The organism is Kribbella sp. NPDC051137 (assembly GCF_040682535.1).
In the GTDB taxonomy this organism is placed as follows: Bacteria; Actinomycetota; Actinomycetes; order Propionibacteriales; family Kribbellaceae; genus Kribbella; species Kribbella karoonensis.
On the sequence record NZ_JBFBBI010000001.1, the window covers coordinates 351358 to 369187 of the forward strand.

Below are 17830 nucleotides of genomic sequence, written 5' to 3' on the forward strand. Positions count from 1 at the left end.
CGTGCCGGGGGAGTTGTGCATACACTCGCAGACATCATGCGGCACCAGCTTCTCCTCCTTCGCTGCCGCGGCGAGGCCTGACAAGGCCGGTTCCCTCGCCGCGGAGTCCTGACGTACGCCGGTCGTCCCTCACGACACCCGTACTTCCGAGGAGAATCCCGTGGCACCGAAGAACCAGCCCAAGCCTGTTCAGCAGTCGTCCGGTATGCCGATCCACCGCTACCGCCCGTTCCCGCCGATCGAGTTGCCGGACCGCACCTGGCCGGCCAAGTCCGTCGACCGGACCCCGCGCTGGCTGTCCACCGACCTCCGCGACGGCAACCAGGCGCTGGTCGAGCCGATGTCGCCGGCCCGCAAGCGGCGGATGTTCGACCTGCTGGTGAAGATGGGCTACAAGGAGATCGAGGTCGGTTTCCCGAGCGCCAGCCAGTACGACTTCGACTTCGTCCGGAGCCTGATCGAAGAGGACGTCATTCCGGACGACGTGACGATCTCGGTGCTGACGCAGGCCCGCGAGGAGCTGATCGAGCGCACCGTCCAGTCGCTGCAGGGCTCGCCGAAGGCGACCATCCACCTGTACAACGCGACCGCGCCGCTGTTCCGCCGGGTGGTGTTCAACGTCGACAAGGCCGAGTGCCGCACGATCGCCGTCCGCGGGACCGAGACCGTGATGAAGTACGCCGACGAGATCCTCGGCGACTGCGAGTTCGGGTACCAGTACAGCCCGGAGATCTTCACCGGCACCGAGCTGGAGTTCGCGCTCGAGGTGTGCGAGGCGGTCAGCGACGTCTGGCAGCCCGCCGAGGGCCGGGAGATCATCCTGAACCTGCCGGCCACCGTCGAGATGTGCACCCCGAACGTGTACGCCGACCAGATCGAGTGGTTCGGGCGGAACCTGACCCGCCGCGAGTACAGCGCGATCAGCCTGCACCCGCACAACGACCGCGGTACGGCGGTGGCCGCGACCGAGCTGGCGCTGATGGCCGGCGCGGACCGGGTCGAGGGCTGCCTGTTCGGCCACGGCGAGCGCACCGGCAACGTCGACCTGGTGACGCTGGGGATGAACCTGTTCAGCCAGGGCATCGACCCGCAGATCGACTTCTCCGACATCGACGAGATCCGCCGGACGGTCGAGTACTGCACGCAGATGCGGGTCCCGGAGCGCCAGCCGTACGCCGGCGACCTGGTCTACACCGCCTTCTCCGGGTCCCACCAGGACGCGATCAAGAAGGGCCTGGAGGCGCTCGACAAGCAGGCCGCGGCCGAGGGCAAGCCGGTCGGCGAGATCACCTGGGAGGCGCCGTACCTGCCGATCGACCCGAAGGACGTCGGCCGGTCGTACGAGGCCGTGATCCGGGTCAACTCGCAGTCCGGCAAGGGCGGCGTCGCGTACATCATGAAGTCGGAGCACCGGCTCGACCTGCCGCGCCGGCTGCAGATCGAGTTCAGCCGGGTGATCCAGCAGCACACCGACAACGAGGGCGGCGAGGTCGGCCCGCAGGTGATGTGGGACATCTTCGCGGCCGAGTACCTGGCGCCCGGCAAGCTCTCGCTGCTGAGCGTGAACTCGACGTCCGGCGAAGGCCACGGCGACCAGCTCCGGGTTCAGGTCTATGCCAATGGTGTGCCCCACGAGTTGGTTGGCGAGGGCAACGGCCCGGTGTCGGCCTTCGTCGACGCGCTGCAGCCGCTGAAGTACGACGTCCGGGTGCTGGACTACCACGAGCACGCGCTCTCGGCCGGCGGTGACGCGCTGGCCGCGGCGTACGTCGAGTGCGAGGTCGGCGACGAGGTGTTCTGGGGTGTCGGCCGGGACGCCAACATTCTCACTGCTTCGCTGAAGGCCGTCGTCTCGGCTGTCAACCGCGCCACGCGCTGATCCAGCTACTCGAGTGCCCGCCTCCGTGTCGGAGGCGGGCACTTGCTGTACTCCCCGGTACCGTTTCGTCACGGACCGCAACGTTGTCTCACTGTTGCCTCAAGTCGTTGACTCGGGGACCAGAGCTGCGCACACTAGCGTCACTATGCGCAGATCCTTGCAAGACAGTGTTACTAAGTCTTAGCTGAGAGGGTCTGCGACACCGACTTTCCCTGGTAGTCGCGTGGAGGTGAGCAGTGAGCGGTGCGGTCGATACGTCCGCGGCGGAACTGATCGAAGGTCCCGCCGTCGAACCGAGACCTTCGGCCGTACGGCGGTTCTTCAACGCCTGGCTGGTGCGAAGACTGTTCAAAGCGGTCCTGACAGTCTTCATCGTGACGACCGGGACGTTCTTCCTGGTCCGATTGTTGCCCGGTAACCCGGTCGACACCTATATCCAGACGCAGATCGCGCAGACGGGTATCTCGTACGCGGCCGCGGCCGCACAGGCGAAGAACCTGTTCTCGCTGGACCCGAACGAGCCGTTGATCGCGCAGTACTTCCACTACATGATCAACATGCTGCACGGCGACTTCGGCAACTCGCTGCTGTCGCCGGGTACGACGGTCGCCTCGGTGATCAAGACCTACCTGCCGTGGACGCTGTTCTCGGTCGGGGTGGCGACGGTGTTCAGCTTCGTCATCGGCATCGTGGCCGGGATGATCATGGCGTACCGGCGGGAGACCTGGATCGACCACCTGCTGACCTCGATCGGCTCGGTGCTGCACGCGATCCCGAACTACATCCTGGCGATCCTGATCGTGGTCTTCCTCGGCGTGAAGCTGCAGATCTTCGACCTGACCCAGGCCCGCGGCTCGTACACGCCGGGCGTCACGCCCTCGTTCAGCCTGAGCTTCCTGAACGACATCTTCTACCACGCGATGCTGCCGATCCTGGCCTACGCGCTGACCACGGTCGGCTCCTGGGCGCTGGTGATGAAGTCGTCGACCGTGGAGACCCTCGGCGAGGACTACGTGACCGTGGCCCGGGCGCGCGGCCTGTCGGACTCCCGGATCCGGTCCGGGTACGTCGGGCGGAACGCCGTACTGCCGCTGTTCAGCCAGCTCGCGGTGTCGCTCGGCTTCGTGGTCGGCGGCTCGATCTTCGTCGAGCGGATCTTCGGCTACCAGGGCATCGGGTTCAGCCTGTACAACGCGGTCAACGGCCGCGACTACGCCGTACTGCAGGGCATCTTCCTGGTCGTGACGATCTCGGTCGTGGTCGCGAACCTGCTGGCCGATCTGCTGTACAGCCAGCTGGATCCGCGGATCCGGGTCCAGGGCAAGGGCAAGGGGTGACGAGATGACCGAGGCTTCCATTCCCGTCGCCGCGATCGGTACGCCGGGTGTCTCCCGGTTCGCCGGCATCCTCCGGTCGCTGCGCCGCAGCCCGGCCGGGTTCATCGGGTTCGTGATCGTCGCACTGATGGTGCTGATCACCGCGATCGTGCCGTTCTTCCTCCCGGACGTGGCGCCGAACGTCAAGGAGATCCTGCTTCCGGCCGGTTCGCCCGGGCACCTGCTCGGTACCGACAACGAGGGCAAGGACGTCCTGATCCAGATGATCGGCGGCGGCCGGACGGTGATCTTCGTCGGCTTCTTCGCCGCCGCGATCTCGACCGCGCTGGCGATCGTGCTCGGCTCGCTCGCGGCGTACCTCGGCGGCTGGGTCGACTCCGTCGTGGTCACGCTCGCCGACGTCTTCCTGACGGTCCCGCAGATCGTGCTGCTCGCGGTCCTCGGCGCGTTCTTCAAGCTCGACTCGCCGCTGCTGCTCGCGCTGCTGGTCGGCGGCCTGTCCTGGCCGGTGCTGACCCGGGCCGTCCGGGCGCAGGTTTTCTCGCTGAAGGAGCGCGAGTTCGTCGAGGCGGCCCGGCTGCTCGACCTCGGCACCGCCCGGGTGGTGTTCGTCGAGATCCTGCCGAACATGGCCAGCTTCATCCTGATGAACTTCATGATCGGCGTGACCAACGCGATCTACCAGCTGGTCGGCCTGTACCTGCTCGGTCTCGCCCCGCTGACCGGCTCCAACTGGGGCATCATGCTCAACCGCGCCTGGATTGCCGGCGCGATCTTCAACGACGCGAGCCTGGCCTGGATCCTGAGCCCGATCATCGCGATCGTCCTGCTGCTGGTCGGATTGGTGATGATGACGCGATCCCTCGAAGAGATCCTCAACCCGCGGCTCCGGGACCGGTGATCACGATGACTACTTCGAGTACGCGTGCGAAGCGCGGCGGTGAGGGCAAGCCGCTGTTGTCGGTCCGCGACTTCAAGGTCGAGTACCGGACCGGTGCCGGTGCGACCGTGCAGGCGGTCCGCGGCGTCGACCTCGACCTGTTCCCGGGCGAGAGCCTGGCGCTGGTGGGGGAGAGCGGCTGCGGCAAGACGACGTTCGGCCTCGGCCTGCTGCGGCTGCTGCCGCGGCTCGGTCACGCCAGCGGCAAGGTCCAGTTCAACCGCGGCGACGGGACCGAGATCGACGTTCTCGGACTGGACGGCCGGGACCTGCGGGAGTTCCGCTGGCGGGACGCGGCGATGGTGTTCCAGGGCGCGATGAACGCGTTCAACCCGGTACTCAAGATCCGCGCGCACATGCACGACACGATGCGCGCGCACACCAAGGCCTCCAAGCAGGAGATCGAGGACCGCGCGGGCGAACTGCTCCGGCTGGTCCGGCTGGAGCCGTCGCGGGTGATGGACAGCTACCCGCACGAGCTCTCCGGCGGTATGCGGCAGCGCGTCCTGATCGCGATGAGCCTGCTGCTGGAGCCCGAGGTACTGATCCTGGACGAGCCGACCACGGCGCTCGACATCCTCACCCAGCGGTCCGTCGTCGACGTCCTGCACGAGGTCCGGGAGCGGCTCGGGTTCTCGATGATCTTCATCTCGCACGACCTGTCGCTGGCCGCCGAGCTCGCCGACCGGGTGGCCACCATGTACGCCGGACGCATCATCGAGACCGGTGGCGTCCGGGACATGTTCTACCGCCCGCGGCACCCGTACACGCTCGGCCTGATCAAGGCGGTCCCGCCGATCGTCGGCGATCTGCCCGACATGGAGTCGATCCCGGGCGGCCCGCCGAGCCTGGCGTCGCTGCCGGCCGGCTGTACCTTCGCGCCGCGCTGCAAGTACGCGACCGAGGAGTGCAACGAGGCCGACCCGCCGCTGATCCCGATCACCGACGAGCCGGGTGACGCGCACGAGGCGGCCTGTATCCACGCCAAGGACGTGCACCTCGAGCGTGAGGTGCCGAGCGAGAACCTGGGGACCGCATCATGAGCGCACTGGAGAAGTCCCCGCAGGAAGCAGCACCGCTGATCACCCTCGGCGGGGTCAGCCAGGTGTTCGACACCAAGGCCGGCCCGATCCGCGCGGTCGACGACATCGACCTGTCGATCAACCCCGGCGAGGTGCTCTGCCTGGTCGGCGAGAGCGGTTCCGGCAAGACCACGGCGGCCCGGATGGCGGCCGGTCTGGCCCGGCCGAGCAGCGGTCAGGTCGCGTTCGAGGGCACCGACATCTGGTCGCTGAAGCGCGGTGACTTCACCACCTTCCGGCGCAGCGTGCAGTACGTGCACCAGGACCCGTACGCGTCGCTGAACCCGACGCGGACGATCCAGCAGACCCTCACCGCGCCGCTGCTCAAGCACGGCATCGTGAAGAACAAGAAGGAAGCCGCCGACAAGGCCGCCGAGCTGCTCACCCAGGTCGACCTGACGCCGCCCGAGAACTACCTGCCGAAGTTCCCGCACCAGCTGTCCGGCGGGCAGCGGCAGCGGGTCGCGGTCGCCCGGGCGCTGACCCTGGATCCGAAGCTCATCATCGCCGACGAGTCCACCTCGATGCTGGACGTGTCGATCAGGATCAGCGTGCTGGCGATGCTCGGCCGGCTGCGCGACGACCTCGGCGTCGGCTTCCTGTTCATCACCCACGACCTGGCGATCGCGAAGTACTTCGGCTGGCGCGGCAAGACCGCGGTGATGTACCTCGGCCGGATCGTCGAGTTCGGGCCGACGCCGAAGATCATCAACGCGCCGACGCACCCGTACACCCGCGCGCTGATCGACGCGATCCCGGAACCGGACCCGGACCTGACCAAGACCAAGGGCCGGGAGTCCCTGCGCAGCCTGGAGATCCCGAGCCTGGCGAACCTGCCGTCCGGGTGCTCGTTCCATCCGCGTTGCCCACAGTTCGAGGACGGGCTGTGCGACGGGAAGGTACCCCAGCTGGTCGAGATCCGCTCCGGGCAGTCGGCCGCGTGCCACGTGGTCGCGCGCGACGGTGTCCGAGATGAGGGCCCGGAGAAACCGGGCAGCTGATGGGTCCCCAGATCGGCCGGGCGGCGCTCGGCTGGGCAGCGTTCCTGGTGCTGGCCAGCGGGGTCCTGCTGCTCACCCTGACGCCGGGCACCCCGGAGTTCGTCGTCACTCTGTTCACCTTGTGTTTGGGCCTGCTGCTGGGCCTGGTGGTCGTCGTCGGGGTGGTCATCACCCGACGGCGGGAGAAACGCGAGGGCGGTAGTTAGTCCCACCAATGAGTAGTACCTGACCCACATGGGCGTGTGGTCAGTCCAGAAAGGACCAAGGAATGAGTCCCACCGGCACCAACGATTCCGGCTCCAACGGGACGGGCGCGAGCGCCCGGACAAATGCCATCTCCCGCCGCAACGTGCTCCAGCTGTTCGGCATCGCCGGTGTCGGCGCGGCCGGCATCGGGTCCCTGGAAGCGTGCTCCCCGAGCAAGCCGAACTCCAGTGGTGGCGGTAGCAACGCCAGCAAGGAGTTTCACGGCGCGTACCCGTACCAGCTGCCGCCGAAGGGCCACTTCAACCTGGCCGCGGGTGTTCTCGACGGCATCCAGATGGCGACGAGCCCGTACAACGACCTGATCTATCCCAGCTCCGGCTTGTACTACTGGGCCGACAAGAAGTGGGAATGGATGATGGCCGAGTCCGGCACGCTGGACGAGGCGACGAAGACCTACACGCTGAAGCTGCGCTCCGGGCTTACCTGGAGCGACGGCAAGCCGGTGACGGCGAAGGACGTCGTCTCGACGTTCAACCTGCAGTGGCTGATGCGGCAGCCACCGTGGGACTTCCTGTCCGACGTCACGGCGAAGGACGACACCACCGTGGTGTTCGCCATCGGCACGCCCTCCACGGTGCTCGAGCGCTTCATCCTCCGGGCACCGATCCTGCCGGACTCGGTCTACGGCGAGTGGGCGACCAAGGCGGAGACGGTCCGTAAGGCCAAGGGCAGCCTGGACAGCGGCGAGGGCAAGCAGCTGAACGGCGACTTCCAGAAGTTCCGTCCGCAGAACCCGGTTGTCTCCGGGCCGTTCAACTTCGACGTCAAGAGCATGACCAACTCGCAGATGACGTTGGTCAAGAACCCCAAGGGCCTGTTCGCCGACAAGATCGGCTTCGACAAGGTCGTGCTGTACAACGGTGAGACCTCCGACGTCACCCCGGTCGTGCTGAACAAGGACGTCGACTACGCGACCCACGGTTTCGCGGTGGCGACCGAGAAGACTCTGCTGGGCAGCGGCTTCCGGATCCTGCGGCCGCCGGTGTACTCCGGTCCGGCGTTGGTGTTCAACTACACGACCCACCCGGAGCTCGCCGACCCGCGGGTCCGGCAGGCGATCGCTTACGTCCTGGACCGGGCCGAGAACGGCACGGTCGCGCTCGGCGACTCGGGCAAGCCGTGCAAGTTCATGGCCGGCTTCTCCGACATCCTGGTGCCGGACTGGGTCTCGGACGCGGACCAGAAGAAGCTCCAGGCCTACGACAAGGACGAGGCCAAGGCCACGTCCCTGCTGCAGGCGGCCGGCTGGAAGAAGTCCGGCGGCAAGTGGATGCTGCCGAACGGCAAACCTGCGGCGTACGACATCAAGTTCCCGACCGAGTTCGCGGACTGGAACCCGGCCGCCACCAACGCGGCCGACCAGCTGAACAAGTTCGGCTTCAACATCACCAAGCGGGGTATCACCTTCACCCAGCTGAACCCCGACGTACTGGCCGGCAAGTTCGACTTCGCGATCCAGAGCTGGGGCGCGTCGAACCACCCGCACCCGTACTTCGCGTACGTCCAGGACCTGTACACCTTCAACTACGTGGTCGCCGCGAACCAGGGTGGCAAGGGCATGAACTTCCCGCTCAAGCAGACCACCTCGACCGGTCCGATCGACCTGAAGTCCGTGGTGGACAAGTCCGCGCAGGGCCTGAACCTCGACGAGCAGAAGAAGAACGTCACCGCCGCGGCGCTGGCCTTCAACGAACTGCTGCCGATCATCCCGCTCTGGGAGCGCTACGGTAACAACCCGGCGCTCGAGGGCAAGCGGGTGGCGAAGTTCCCGGCGGACGACGACCCGATCCTGAAGAACGCGCCGTACGCGGACAACTTCGTGATCATGTACATGTACCAGGGCAAGGTCGCGCCGGTCTGAGGATTGGCGTTCTGACCTGATTGTTTGATTGGGTCGGCCGGGTGATCGTGATACGCGAGATCGACCCGGCCGACCTGGCCCTGTTCGACGAGTGGTACGACGCCTTCCGGGCCGGCGCGGTCGCCGGGCGCGAGGCGGCGCTGGTGGAGGGCCGGGAGGCGCTCGGGTACTCGTTGCGCAACCCCGGCCCGTTGAAGACCCGGCGCGCGGTCGGCGCGTTCGAGGACGACCGGGTGCTCGGCGCGATGCTGTTCCAGTACCGGCTGGCCGACAACCTGGACGCGGTCGAGGTCGAGATCGACGTACCGCCGCAGCACCGGCGGCGGGGGATCGGCACGGCGCTGTGGCAGTGGGCCGTCACGCGTTCCGCGCAGCTCGGGCGGACGATCGTCCAGACCGAGCTCGCCGTACCCGCGGATCCGTGGCCCGGAGCGTTGTTCGCTGCGCGGCTGGGGTTCGAGGTCGAGCACGTCGAGGAGCATCTCGTCGTACCGCTGCCGTACGACGACCTGCTGCTGGAGGACCTGCGATCCGAGGCGGGCCGGCTGGACGGGTACCGGCTGACGTCGTGGGCGGGAGTGTGCCCGCCGGAGCACCGGCAGGAGTACGCCGACCTGCGGACCGCGATGGACCGGGACGTGCCGACCGGCGGGATGACCCGCGAGGTGCTGCCGTGGACGGTCGAGAAGCTCGAGACGAGCGAGGCGCGGCTGGCCCGGAACTACCTGGCCCTGGTGACGATGGCGCACACGACCGCCGGGGAGCCGGCTGGATACACCTACCTGGTCCTGCCCCGGGCGGACGGCGACAACGCCCAGCAGGAGGACACGCTGGTACTGCGGGAGCACCGCGGCCACAACCTCGGCACGTTCCTGAAGCTCGCGAACCTCTCGCAGCTGGCGAAACACCGGACGTCGCAACGGTATCTGCACACCTGGACGGCACTGACGAACGCGCCGATGCGCAAGGTCAACGCACGCTTCGGGTTCCGCGCCGTGGAGCAGAACCGCGAGCTGGAGCTGCACCTGCCCAGGCTCCGGCCGGCCGCTCGAGCTCTGATCATGGATCCCGACGACCGGGTGCTCCTGGTCCGGTTCGAATTCGACGACGGACCACTGTGGGCGACACCGGGCGGTGGGCTGGAGGCCGGTGAGACCGTGCTCGAAGGCCTGCGCCGCGAACTGGTCGAGGAGGTCGGCCTCGTGGACTTCGCCGACCCTGTGCACATCTGGCACGAGGAGTTCGTTGCCGACCACGCGACCGGGTACGACGGCCTTCTCAACGACACCTTCCTGATCCGCACCGACCACTTCACGCCTGCCGGTTCGCTCAGCGCGGAGGAGATGCGCGCCGAGAACGTTCACGCCGTACGCTGGTGGACCCAGGACGAACTGGCCGCCTACGACGGCCGCTTCGGGCCACGCGACCTTCCCGCGCTGGTTGCACGGCTGCTGACCGCCGGTCCGCCCAACACCCCGGTGCAGCTGGGCCTCTAGGACCTGTTTGGTTCTGCTACAGGCGTCGTAGCCAGCTGAGGTGGCCCTCGTCCATCAGCGCGTGCCCGTCGGCGCGCTCGGCGACGTTCGGGTCGTGGGTGGCGATCACGACGGCTGCACCGCGGCGGGCCTCCTCGTGCAACAGGTCGAGGACTCGCTCGCGGTTGCTGCTGTCGAGCTCGCTGGTCGACTCGTCGGCGAGGATCACCCGGCCCTGCTGGGCGATCCCGCGAGCGACGGCGACCCGCTGCTGCTCGCCGCCGGACAGCTCCTCGACCAGGTGGTCGCCGCTGTCTGCCAGCCCGACGCCCTCGAGCGCCTGCTGGATCCGGCGGTCGACGTCGGGGCCCGGCTTGTTCTCGGCGAGCAACGGGATCGACAGGTTCTCGCGCGCGGTCAGGACGCGCGCCAAGCCGTTCCCCTGCGGGATCAGTACGACGCCGTGCTTCGCCGCGGCCGGCCGGTTCGCGATCACCAGCCCGTCGATCTCGACCTGCCCCTTGGCCACCGGCACCGCGCCGGCGATTGCCCAGAGCAACGACGTCTTCCCGGCCCCGGACGGCCCGCTGACCGCGAGCACGAACCCAGGCGGAACCGTGAACGACACGTCCGACACCGCGGTCAACGCCCCGTACCGCACCGTCACCTGGCTGACCTCGATCATCGGTCGTCCTCTTCCTGGCGCACCGGGGTGAGCCGGATCTCGCCGTTCTCGGTGGTGACCTGGACGAGGGTGCCGGCCGGTAGGAGTTCCGCGACGTGCGGCGGCAGTGGCAACGACCCGTCGACCGCGACCACGGCGTACTCCTCACCGGAGCGGCCCTCGGAGGCGATCCGGCCGTCCCGGATCGTGATCGTCCGGGGGAGCGTCGCGGCCACCTCGGGGTCGTGGGTGACCAGCAGTACGGTCATCCCGGTCTCGCGGTTGATCGTGCGCAGGGCGGCGAGCACCTCGTCGCGGGCGCGGTGGTCGAGCTGGCTGGTCGGCTCGTCGGCGAGCAGCAGACCGGGCATCGTGGCAATGCCGACCGCGACCGCGCACAGCTGGACCTGTCCGGGCGTCAACCTGCTCAGCTCGTCCTCCGCGTGGTTGCCCAGACCAACAAGTTCGAGAACCTCTTGCGCTGCGGGCAGTTCGCGGCCCGGTGGCGCGGCCTGTTGTGCGTAGTGGATGTTCTCCGCGGGCGTCAGATACGGGATCAGGTTCCGGCCGGCGCCCTGCAGGACGATGCCGACGTCGCCGGAACGCATCCGGTCCAGCTCGGCCTCGGTCATCGTGGCGACGTTGTGCTCACCGATCTGCAGCCGGCCGGCACTCGGCGTCAGCAGGCCGCCGCACAGTTGCAGGAGCGTCGACTTCCCCGCGCCCGACGGCCCGAGCAGCCCGACCAGTTCGCCGGGCCGCACGCTGATCCCGATCCCGGACAACGCCGCGACGTCATGCCCGTGCGCCCGGTAGATGTGCACGAGTCCCGTCGTACTGATGGCGAGCCCGCTCACGTCAGCTCCTCCCGGATCCGGCTGTAGCTGGAGCGTCTGTTCACGCCGGTGCCGAGCACCAGTGTCACGGCGGCGAGGACCGCCGTACCGGCCGCCCAGAGTGCGATCGCGACCGGCCAGTTGATGTGCAGGTCGGGCGGAACCGGACTGTCGCTGGTCGCGAACAGCGGGATCAACGGCAGCGCGACCCGTGCACCGATCAACCCGCAGACGGTCCCGAGCAGCACGGCGAGCGCCACCGGCCCGGTCTGTTCCCATCGCGCCGCGCGCCCCGTCGCATTCGCCGGTACGCCGGTGAGCTGCAGGCTCGCGTAGTCCTGCGCCCGCGACCGCCAGGACGTGACGATGGTCAACAACAGGACGACGATCGCCAGCACCCACGCGGCGACGCCGACGACGGGCGTCAGCTGTAGCGCGAGCGCACTCGCGGACCGTCCGTACGACGCGATCCGGTCGTCCCGCCGGTCGACGAGCTCGGCGTTCAGCCCTGCCTTCGTGAACTGCTCGGCGATCGTGTCGACGTTCGCCATCCCGGCCTTGTTCAGCCAGACCTCGAAGTCGGTCCCGCCTTCGTCGACGGCACCCCCGAGCCGGCGAACCGACTCCAGGTCGACGACCGCGGTGTGCGTGCCGTACCGGTTCACCGGACCGCGGAGCCGGTCGATGCGGTCCAGCCTCATCGGCGAACCGTCGATCCCCGGGCTCGTGGTGGTGCTGTCGAAGCGGTACTCCGGCGTGACCAGCGCGGGTACCGCGGCCGGCACCGTCCGGTACTGCATGAACTGGTCGTTGCCGAAACTCTTCATTCCGATTGTCAACAATCCACCGGGCTTGGCGACGACCGAGCCCTGGTCGTCGTCGACCGCGCCGACCGTCGACCAGTCCTGCGGTGTCCCGAGCTTGATGGCCGGATTGTCAGCTGTCGACAATCTGCTGATCGTGAGATCGCCTTCCAGCCCGACCTGGTCGGCCGTCTCCCGCCCGACGCCGAGCCGCAGCAGGTCGCAACCGGCCTGACACTCCACCGGTGCCCGCAGCACGACCGGCTTCGTCGCGGGCAGCTGCAACGGCGGGAACGAGACCAGGTACCGCCCGCCGTCGCGGTGGCTGACCACGTTCGCCCGCAGTACGACCGACTTCGGCTTGCCGCTGCCGATCGGATTGCCTCCGGCGGTCTTCGTCGGCCGTGCCGTGATCGGCCCGGTCGACGCCGTGACCGTCAGCTGGGTCCCGCGGATCTGGATCGGCGCGACGTCCGGCGCCTTCAACGTCCGCCATCCGTCGGCATCGGTGAGCTGCTCGCCCTGGAACGCGATCCGCCGGAAGCTGTCCGGCTCGATCATCTCGGTCTGCAGCGCGTCGGGGGAGCCGGGGCGGGAGATCACCACCGGCGTCAGCCAGTGCCGGTCCGGGTCGATCTTGTCGACCGCGCCCAGGAATTCGGCGAAGTACAGTGCGTTCATCCGCAGTACGCCCTCGGCCCCGGTCTCGTACCCGGAGCGGGCGTCGCGGTTGCGCGAACCGACCGACGCGGCCTGACCGGCGAACGTGAGCAGCGCGGCCGCCACCGCGACCGCGGCCACGATCCGGGTCACGGCCGGACGGCGAGAGACCTGCAACGCACCGAGTGCCAGGCCCAGCCGTCCACGGCGAAGCGCGCCGCGGCTGACCAGACCGGCCGCAGGCAGCAACAGATGCGCGAAAGCCAGCCCCGCCGCGAGCGCCAGCAGCGCCGGCGTCAGTACCGGCAGCGGACCACGCCCGTTCCCAGTGAGTGCGCCGACCAGACCGGCCACGGCGAACACGATGATGCACAGATCGGCGACCCCGATCGCCCGCCCGTGCCGGCGCGCGACCCGGCGCAGCAGGCTCGAGATGGGACGCCGTACGACGCCGCGCACCTGGAGCACCACCACAGCCGCCGCGACAACGACTGCCGCCCCGAGCGCGGCCAGCACCGTCCACGGCAGCTCCGCCGGCGCACCACCGCGCAGCCACGTGTGCCGGACGACCGTCAGGATCCCGAAGCCCAGCAGGCCGCCGAGCAACGTACCGGCCAGCACCGGCAGCCCGAGCTCGATCGCCAGCACCCGGTGCGTACGGCGCGCCGACGAACCACGCAACCGCGACAGCGCGATCTCCGGCCGGCGCTGGTCGACCACCGCCGCCAACGCAAGCGCCAGTACGACGACCGCGAACAGCGCGACCTGCACCATCACCAGCGGGATGATCGTGGTCGCCTGCTTGCGTTCCGCCTGGATCCGGTCGATCAGCGAGGAGAGCGACGAGGTCACCTCGGCCACGCCGCCGAGCTGCTCCTGGGCGTTCCCGTTGACCGTCCGGGTCGCGTCCTGCAGCCGGTCCAGGTCGTCGAGCCGGTTCACGCCCGGGAGCGGGCGAACATCCGACGTGGCCTTCGTGGCGAAGTTGCCGTTGCCGGTGAGTGTCGTACGCTCGGTGAACATCTCGTTCGACCAGCCGGGCTCGTCCCCGGCAGGCTTCCGCGAGTGCCCGGTCGGGTAGTCGCCGAACCAGTAGTCGCCGCGCGCCTCGTTCGGGCGGTAGAAGCCGACCACCTTCACTGGCTGCGCGGGATAGCTGCCGCTGGTCGCCGCGGCCAGGGTCTGCCCGACCTCGATGCCCCAGAGCGACTTGTCGGCCACCGACGCGATCACCTCGTTCGCGGCCTTCGGACAGGCACCCTCGACGACGGTGAGCTGGGCGCAGTACCCGTCCCGCCACCGCAGCCGCATGGTGGTCGGGTCGTCCGCGGGCGTCGCACGCCAGGAGATGTCGGTGTAGTAGCCGTGCACGGGCGGTGTGAAGTGCGAGCGGAGGTCGGCGGGCACGAGCTTGTCGAGCTGTTCCGGCGTGATCTGGACATCACTGTTCGTAGTGGTCTTCCAATCAGGCGTAGCGACCGGACCGCGGGTGGCGATCAGCCAGGACGCCGGCAGTCGCTGGCCGTCCAGCGTCTCGGTCATCACGGTCTGCTCGACGGCCCGCGCGAACCACGGCCCGAACACCGCGCAGGTGCCGATCAGCAGGCTGACGCCGGTCAGTACCAGGGCCTGTGCCCAGCGGTACCGCAGCGCCCGTCGAAGAAACATCGCCACCCCCAGCGTCCGTATCGCCCGCCGAATGTACGGAATGTTTCGGCGCCTGTGCCGGGTGGCGGCAAAATGTCACATTAATGTTGTCCAGACAGGAATCCTGATGCCCCTTTGGCCCGCCGGGCGGCCGCGGCGGTAGGTTCGGCACATGCGTTCTTCCCAGCTCGGTGACCTGACCGTTTCCAGCCTCGGCCTCGGCTGCATGGGGATGTCCCAGTCGTACGGGGTCCGCCAGGACGACGCCGAGTCGATCGCGACGCTGCATGCCGCCATCGACGCGGGCTGCACGTTCCTCGACACAGCGGACGTGTACGGCGACGGCGCGAACGAGGAACTCGTCGGCCGCGCGCTGGCCGGCCGCCGCGACGAGGTCGTCCTCGCCACCAAGTTCGGGTTCAAGCGCCCGGCCGTCGCCTCCGACGTACCGACGGTCGTCGACGGCTCCCCGGCGTACGCCGCGCAGGCCCTGGACGCGTCGCTGCGCCGGCTGGGCGTCGACCACATCGACCTGTGGTACCTGCACCGCCGCGACCCGCAGGTCCCGATCGAGGAGACCGTCGGCGCGATGGCCGCCGCGGTCCAGGCCGGCAAGGTGCGGTACCTCGGGCTGTCCGAGGTGAACGGCGAGACGGTGAGCGCGGCCCACGCCGTGCACCCGATCAGCGCCGTCCAGAGCGAGTGGTCGCTGTGGACGCGCGACCCGGAGACCGTCGTACTGCCGACGCTGCGGGAGTTGGGCATCGGTTTCGTGCCGTTCAGCCCGCTCGGGCGCGGTTTCCTGACCGGGCAGATCAAGTCGCCGTCCGACTTCCCGGAAGACGACATGCGGCGGGGGTTGCCGCGGTTCCAGGGCGAGAACTTCCAGCGCAACCTCGACCTGGTCGCGCAGGTGCAAGCGTTGGCCGCGTCGAAGGGCGTGACGCCGAGTCAGCTCGCGCTCGCGTGGTTGCTTGCACAGGGCAACGACGTGGCGTCGATCCCCGGCACCAAGCGGCGCTCGTACCTGACCGAGAACCTCGGCGCGCTCGACGTCTCGCTGAGCACCGACGAGCTGGCCGCGCTGGATGCGACGTTCCCGGCGGACGCGGTGGCCGGGCAACGGTACGCCGCGGGCGGGATGGACCTGGTGGGCAAGTGATCGGCATCACCGGCGCGACCGGCCAGCTCGGGTCGCGGATCGTCGCCCGGCTGACCGGCGTACCGCTGCGGCTGATCGTCCGCGACCCGGCGCGGGCGCCCGAACTGCCGGACGTGTCGGTCGCGCAGGCGGCGTACGGCGAGCACCCGGAACTGCTGTCCGCGCTGGACGGCGTCGACGTACTGATGCTGCTCAGTGCCACGGAGTCGGCGGACCGCGTCGAGTTGCACAAGGCAACGGTCGACGCGGCGGTGGCGGCCGGGGTACGGCGGATCGTGTACACCTCGTTCGTCGGGGCGGCGCCCGGGGCGACCTTCACGTTCGCGCGCGACCACTGGCACACGGAGGAGCACATCCGTTCTACCGGTGTGGACTTCACGTTCCTGCGGGACAGCCTCTACCTCGACCTGATACCCGGGTTCGTCGGCGCGGACGGGGTGATCCGCGGCCCGGCGGGGGACGGGCGGGTCGCCGCCGTTGCTCGGGACGATGTCGCCGCGGCGGCTGCCTCGGTGCTCGTCTCCTCGGAGCACTCGGGGGCGACGTACGACCTGACCGGGCCGTCGGCGTTCACGCTGGCCGAGGCGGCCGCCGTACTGACCGAGGCATCGGGCCGTCCGGTCCGGTACGAGCCGGAGACGCTGGACGAGGCGTATCGGTCGCGGGAGTCGTACGGCGCGCAGCCCTGGGAGGTGGCCGGCTGGGTGACGTCGTACGCCGCCATCGCCAGCGGCGAGCTGAGCAACGTCTCGACTGCCGTCAAGGACCTCACCGGGCACGAGCCGATCGGCCTCGCGGAGTATGTCGGACGCGGGTGAGACACTGGTGGGGTGCCGCTCTACCGGGATCAGGCGATCGTGCTGCGCACCCAGAAGCTGGGTGAGGCGGACCGGATCGCCACACTGCTGACCCGCGCCAACGGCAAGGTCCGCGCGGTCGCCAAGGGAGTCCGCCGCACGTCGTCACGCTTCGGCGCCCGGCTGGAGCCGTTCAGCTACGTCGACCTGCAACTCGCCACCGGCCGCACCCTCGACGTCGTCACCCAGGCCGAGTCGATCGCGGCGTACGGCGAAGGCATCGTCAGCGACTACGCCCGCTACACCGCCGGCACCGTACTCCTCGAGACCGCCGACCGCCTGGTGGTCGAAGAGAAAGAACCCGCCCTCCAGCAACACCTCCTGCTGGCCGGCGCCCTCCGCGTCCTCTCCACCGGCGAACGCGAACCGGCCCTGGTCCTCGACTCCTTCCTGCTGAGATCCCTGTCGATCTCCGGCTACGCCCCTTCCTTCGACGACTGCGCCCGCTGCGGCGAACCAGGCCCCCACCGAGCCTTCAACCCCGCCTCCGGCGGCATGGTCTGCACCACCTGCCGCCCCCCAGCCTCAGCCATGCCCGCCCAAGCCACCGTCACCCACCTCACCGCCCTCCTCACCGGCGACTGGCCCACCGCCCTCCAAGCCGACCCCCGAACCCGCCGAGAATCCACCGGCCTGATAGCCGCCTTCTTCACCTACCACCAAGAAAACCAACTCCGCTCCCTCCCCCACCTCGACCTCACCTCCTAACCCCGCCCAGGCCACCCGGTCGGTCCGGGACGCCCCAACCTCGCTCGCGAGGCCTTGCCGGATGTCCGGGCTGCGGTGTCAGCGTTTGGATGCCCAGTTGGAGCAACCGCGCCGCCACCGCGGTCCTCGCCAGGCGTGACGCCGTGCTGTGTTCGCGACGGCTCGTTCCGAGGGCCGGCCGAGGCTCCGATGACGAAGGGCCGCGAAGTTCGCAGCGGTTGCTGCCCCGCCCAGGCGTGAGCGATCGCTCGCTTCGCGTCCAGCTCCGCCCCTCGCGTCGCGGCGCCGCCGCTGACGTCCTGCCATCGGTCGAACCGATCAAGGCCTGGCTGCCGGTCGTTCGGATGGCGATCCAGACGGGCGCACACGTGCGCGTAAATGTTGTTCGGCCCACGCCGAGGTTTGATCGCGAGCAGCTCCCGTCGGGCGAACTGTCCCGGTGCATCCGGTCCGATCTCGCGCATCACCAATCGATAGTCCGCAGGCCGCTGCGGATCGGATCGGATGTACGCCGTCACGCAGTCGCGCAGATCGCCTTTACCTGGCTCGCAGCTCAGCGCATGATGCCCGTCGGACCTGCCGTTGGCGAGGTCGAGCATCGTCCGCAGTACCGCGCGACGGAGCGCAGCCTCTGGACCTGAAGGATTGCTG

14 protein-coding genes are annotated in these 17830 nt (G+C 68.9%); 11 read left to right on the forward strand and 3 right to left on the reverse strand.

Annotated elements, in window-relative coordinates; translation table 11 throughout:
* Nucleotides 1-205 precede the first annotated feature (205 nt).
* From leuA to AB0M51_RS01805, 8 genes are all read left to right on the forward strand, one after another.
* Nucleotides 206-1879 carry a 2-isopropylmalate synthase gene (leuA, locus tag AB0M51_RS01770; RefSeq protein WP_344191200.1) on the forward strand — a complete coding sequence of 558 codons (1674 nt, stop codon included), beginning with the start codon at nt 206-208 and terminating at the stop codon, nt 1877-1879.
* A gap of 236 nt (nt 1880-2115) precedes the next feature.
* Complete coding sequence (locus AB0M51_RS01775) at nt 2116-3216, forward strand: ABC transporter permease (protein WP_344189967.1); 1101 nt, start codon at nt 2116-2118, stop codon at nt 3214-3216.
* 4 nt (nt 3217-3220) lie between these two features.
* Nucleotides 3221-4117: an ABC transporter permease gene (locus AB0M51_RS01780; RefSeq protein ID WP_344189965.1), complete on the forward strand. Its 897-nt coding sequence runs from the start codon at nt 3221-3223 to the stop codon at nt 4115-4117.
* A 5-nt stretch (nt 4118-4122) separates the two neighbouring features.
* Nucleotides 4123-5199, forward strand: a complete 1077-nt coding sequence (locus tag AB0M51_RS01785) for an ABC transporter ATP-binding protein (protein ID WP_344189963.1) — start codon at nt 4123-4125, stop codon at nt 5197-5199.
* A complete protein-coding gene (locus tag AB0M51_RS01790) occupies nt 5196-6239 on the forward strand; it encodes an ABC transporter ATP-binding protein (RefSeq protein ID WP_344189962.1) in 1044 nt (347 codons plus the stop codon). Before AB0M51_RS01785 ends, AB0M51_RS01790 begins: the two co-directional genes overlap by 4 nt.
* Complete coding sequence (locus AB0M51_RS01795) at nt 6239-6445, forward strand: hypothetical protein (RefSeq protein WP_344189960.1); 207 nt, start codon at nt 6239-6241, stop codon at nt 6443-6445. Before AB0M51_RS01790 ends, AB0M51_RS01795 begins: the two co-directional genes overlap by 1 nt.
* 62 nt (nt 6446-6507) lie before the next feature.
* The gene (locus tag AB0M51_RS01800; RefSeq protein ID WP_344189959.1) at nt 6508-8367 is read left to right on the forward strand and encodes an ABC transporter substrate-binding protein; all 1860 of its coding nucleotides are present in this window, start codon (nt 6508-6510) and stop codon (nt 8365-8367) included.
* A 41-nt stretch (nt 8368-8408) separates the two neighbouring features.
* The gene (locus AB0M51_RS01805) at nt 8409-9863 is read left to right on the forward strand and encodes a GNAT family N-acetyltransferase (protein ID WP_363747668.1); all 1455 of its coding nucleotides are present in this window, start codon (nt 8409-8411) and stop codon (nt 9861-9863) included.
* A gap of 16 nt (nt 9864-9879) precedes the next feature.
* On the opposite strand, the gene AB0M51_RS01810 is transcribed toward AB0M51_RS01805, so the two are convergent.
* Genes AB0M51_RS01810 through AB0M51_RS01820 form a run of 3 tightly spaced genes read right to left on the reverse strand, consistent with a single transcriptional unit; the run spans nt 9880 to nt 14473 of the window.
* Nucleotides 9880-10527, reverse strand: a complete 648-nt coding sequence (locus tag AB0M51_RS01810; protein WP_363747670.1) for an ATP-binding cassette domain-containing protein — start codon at nt 10525-10527, stop codon at nt 9880-9882.
* Nucleotides 10524-11363: an ATP-binding cassette domain-containing protein gene (locus AB0M51_RS01815; protein ID WP_363747672.1), complete on the reverse strand. Its 840-nt coding sequence runs from the start codon at nt 11361-11363 to the stop codon at nt 10524-10526. Before AB0M51_RS01815 ends, AB0M51_RS01810 begins: the two co-directional genes overlap by 4 nt.
* Nucleotides 11360-14473, reverse strand: coding sequence for an FtsX-like permease family protein (locus AB0M51_RS01820; RefSeq protein ID WP_363747674.1), 3114 nt, complete (start codon nt 14471-14473; stop codon nt 11360-11362). Before AB0M51_RS01820 ends, AB0M51_RS01815 begins: the two co-directional genes overlap by 4 nt.
* Nucleotides 14474-14624: 151 nt before the next feature.
* On the opposite strand from AB0M51_RS01820, the gene AB0M51_RS01825 reads away from it, so the two are divergent.
* Genes AB0M51_RS01825 through recO form a run of 3 tightly spaced genes read left to right on the forward strand, consistent with a single transcriptional unit; the run spans nt 14625 to nt 17179 of the window.
* A complete protein-coding gene (locus AB0M51_RS01825) occupies nt 14625-15614 on the forward strand; it encodes an aldo/keto reductase (RefSeq protein ID WP_363747676.1) in 990 nt (329 codons plus the stop codon).
* Nucleotides 15611-16432, forward strand: coding sequence for an SDR family oxidoreductase (locus AB0M51_RS01830; protein ID WP_344189952.1), 822 nt, complete (start codon nt 15611-15613; stop codon nt 16430-16432). The genes AB0M51_RS01825 and AB0M51_RS01830 overlap by 4 nt, the downstream gene beginning before the upstream one ends.
* A gap of 12 nt (nt 16433-16444) precedes the next feature.
* Nucleotides 16445-17179, forward strand: a complete 735-nt coding sequence (recO, locus tag AB0M51_RS01835) for a DNA repair protein RecO (protein WP_363747678.1) — start codon at nt 16445-16447, stop codon at nt 17177-17179.
* The last annotated feature ends 651 nt before the right edge of the window (nt 17180-17830 follow it).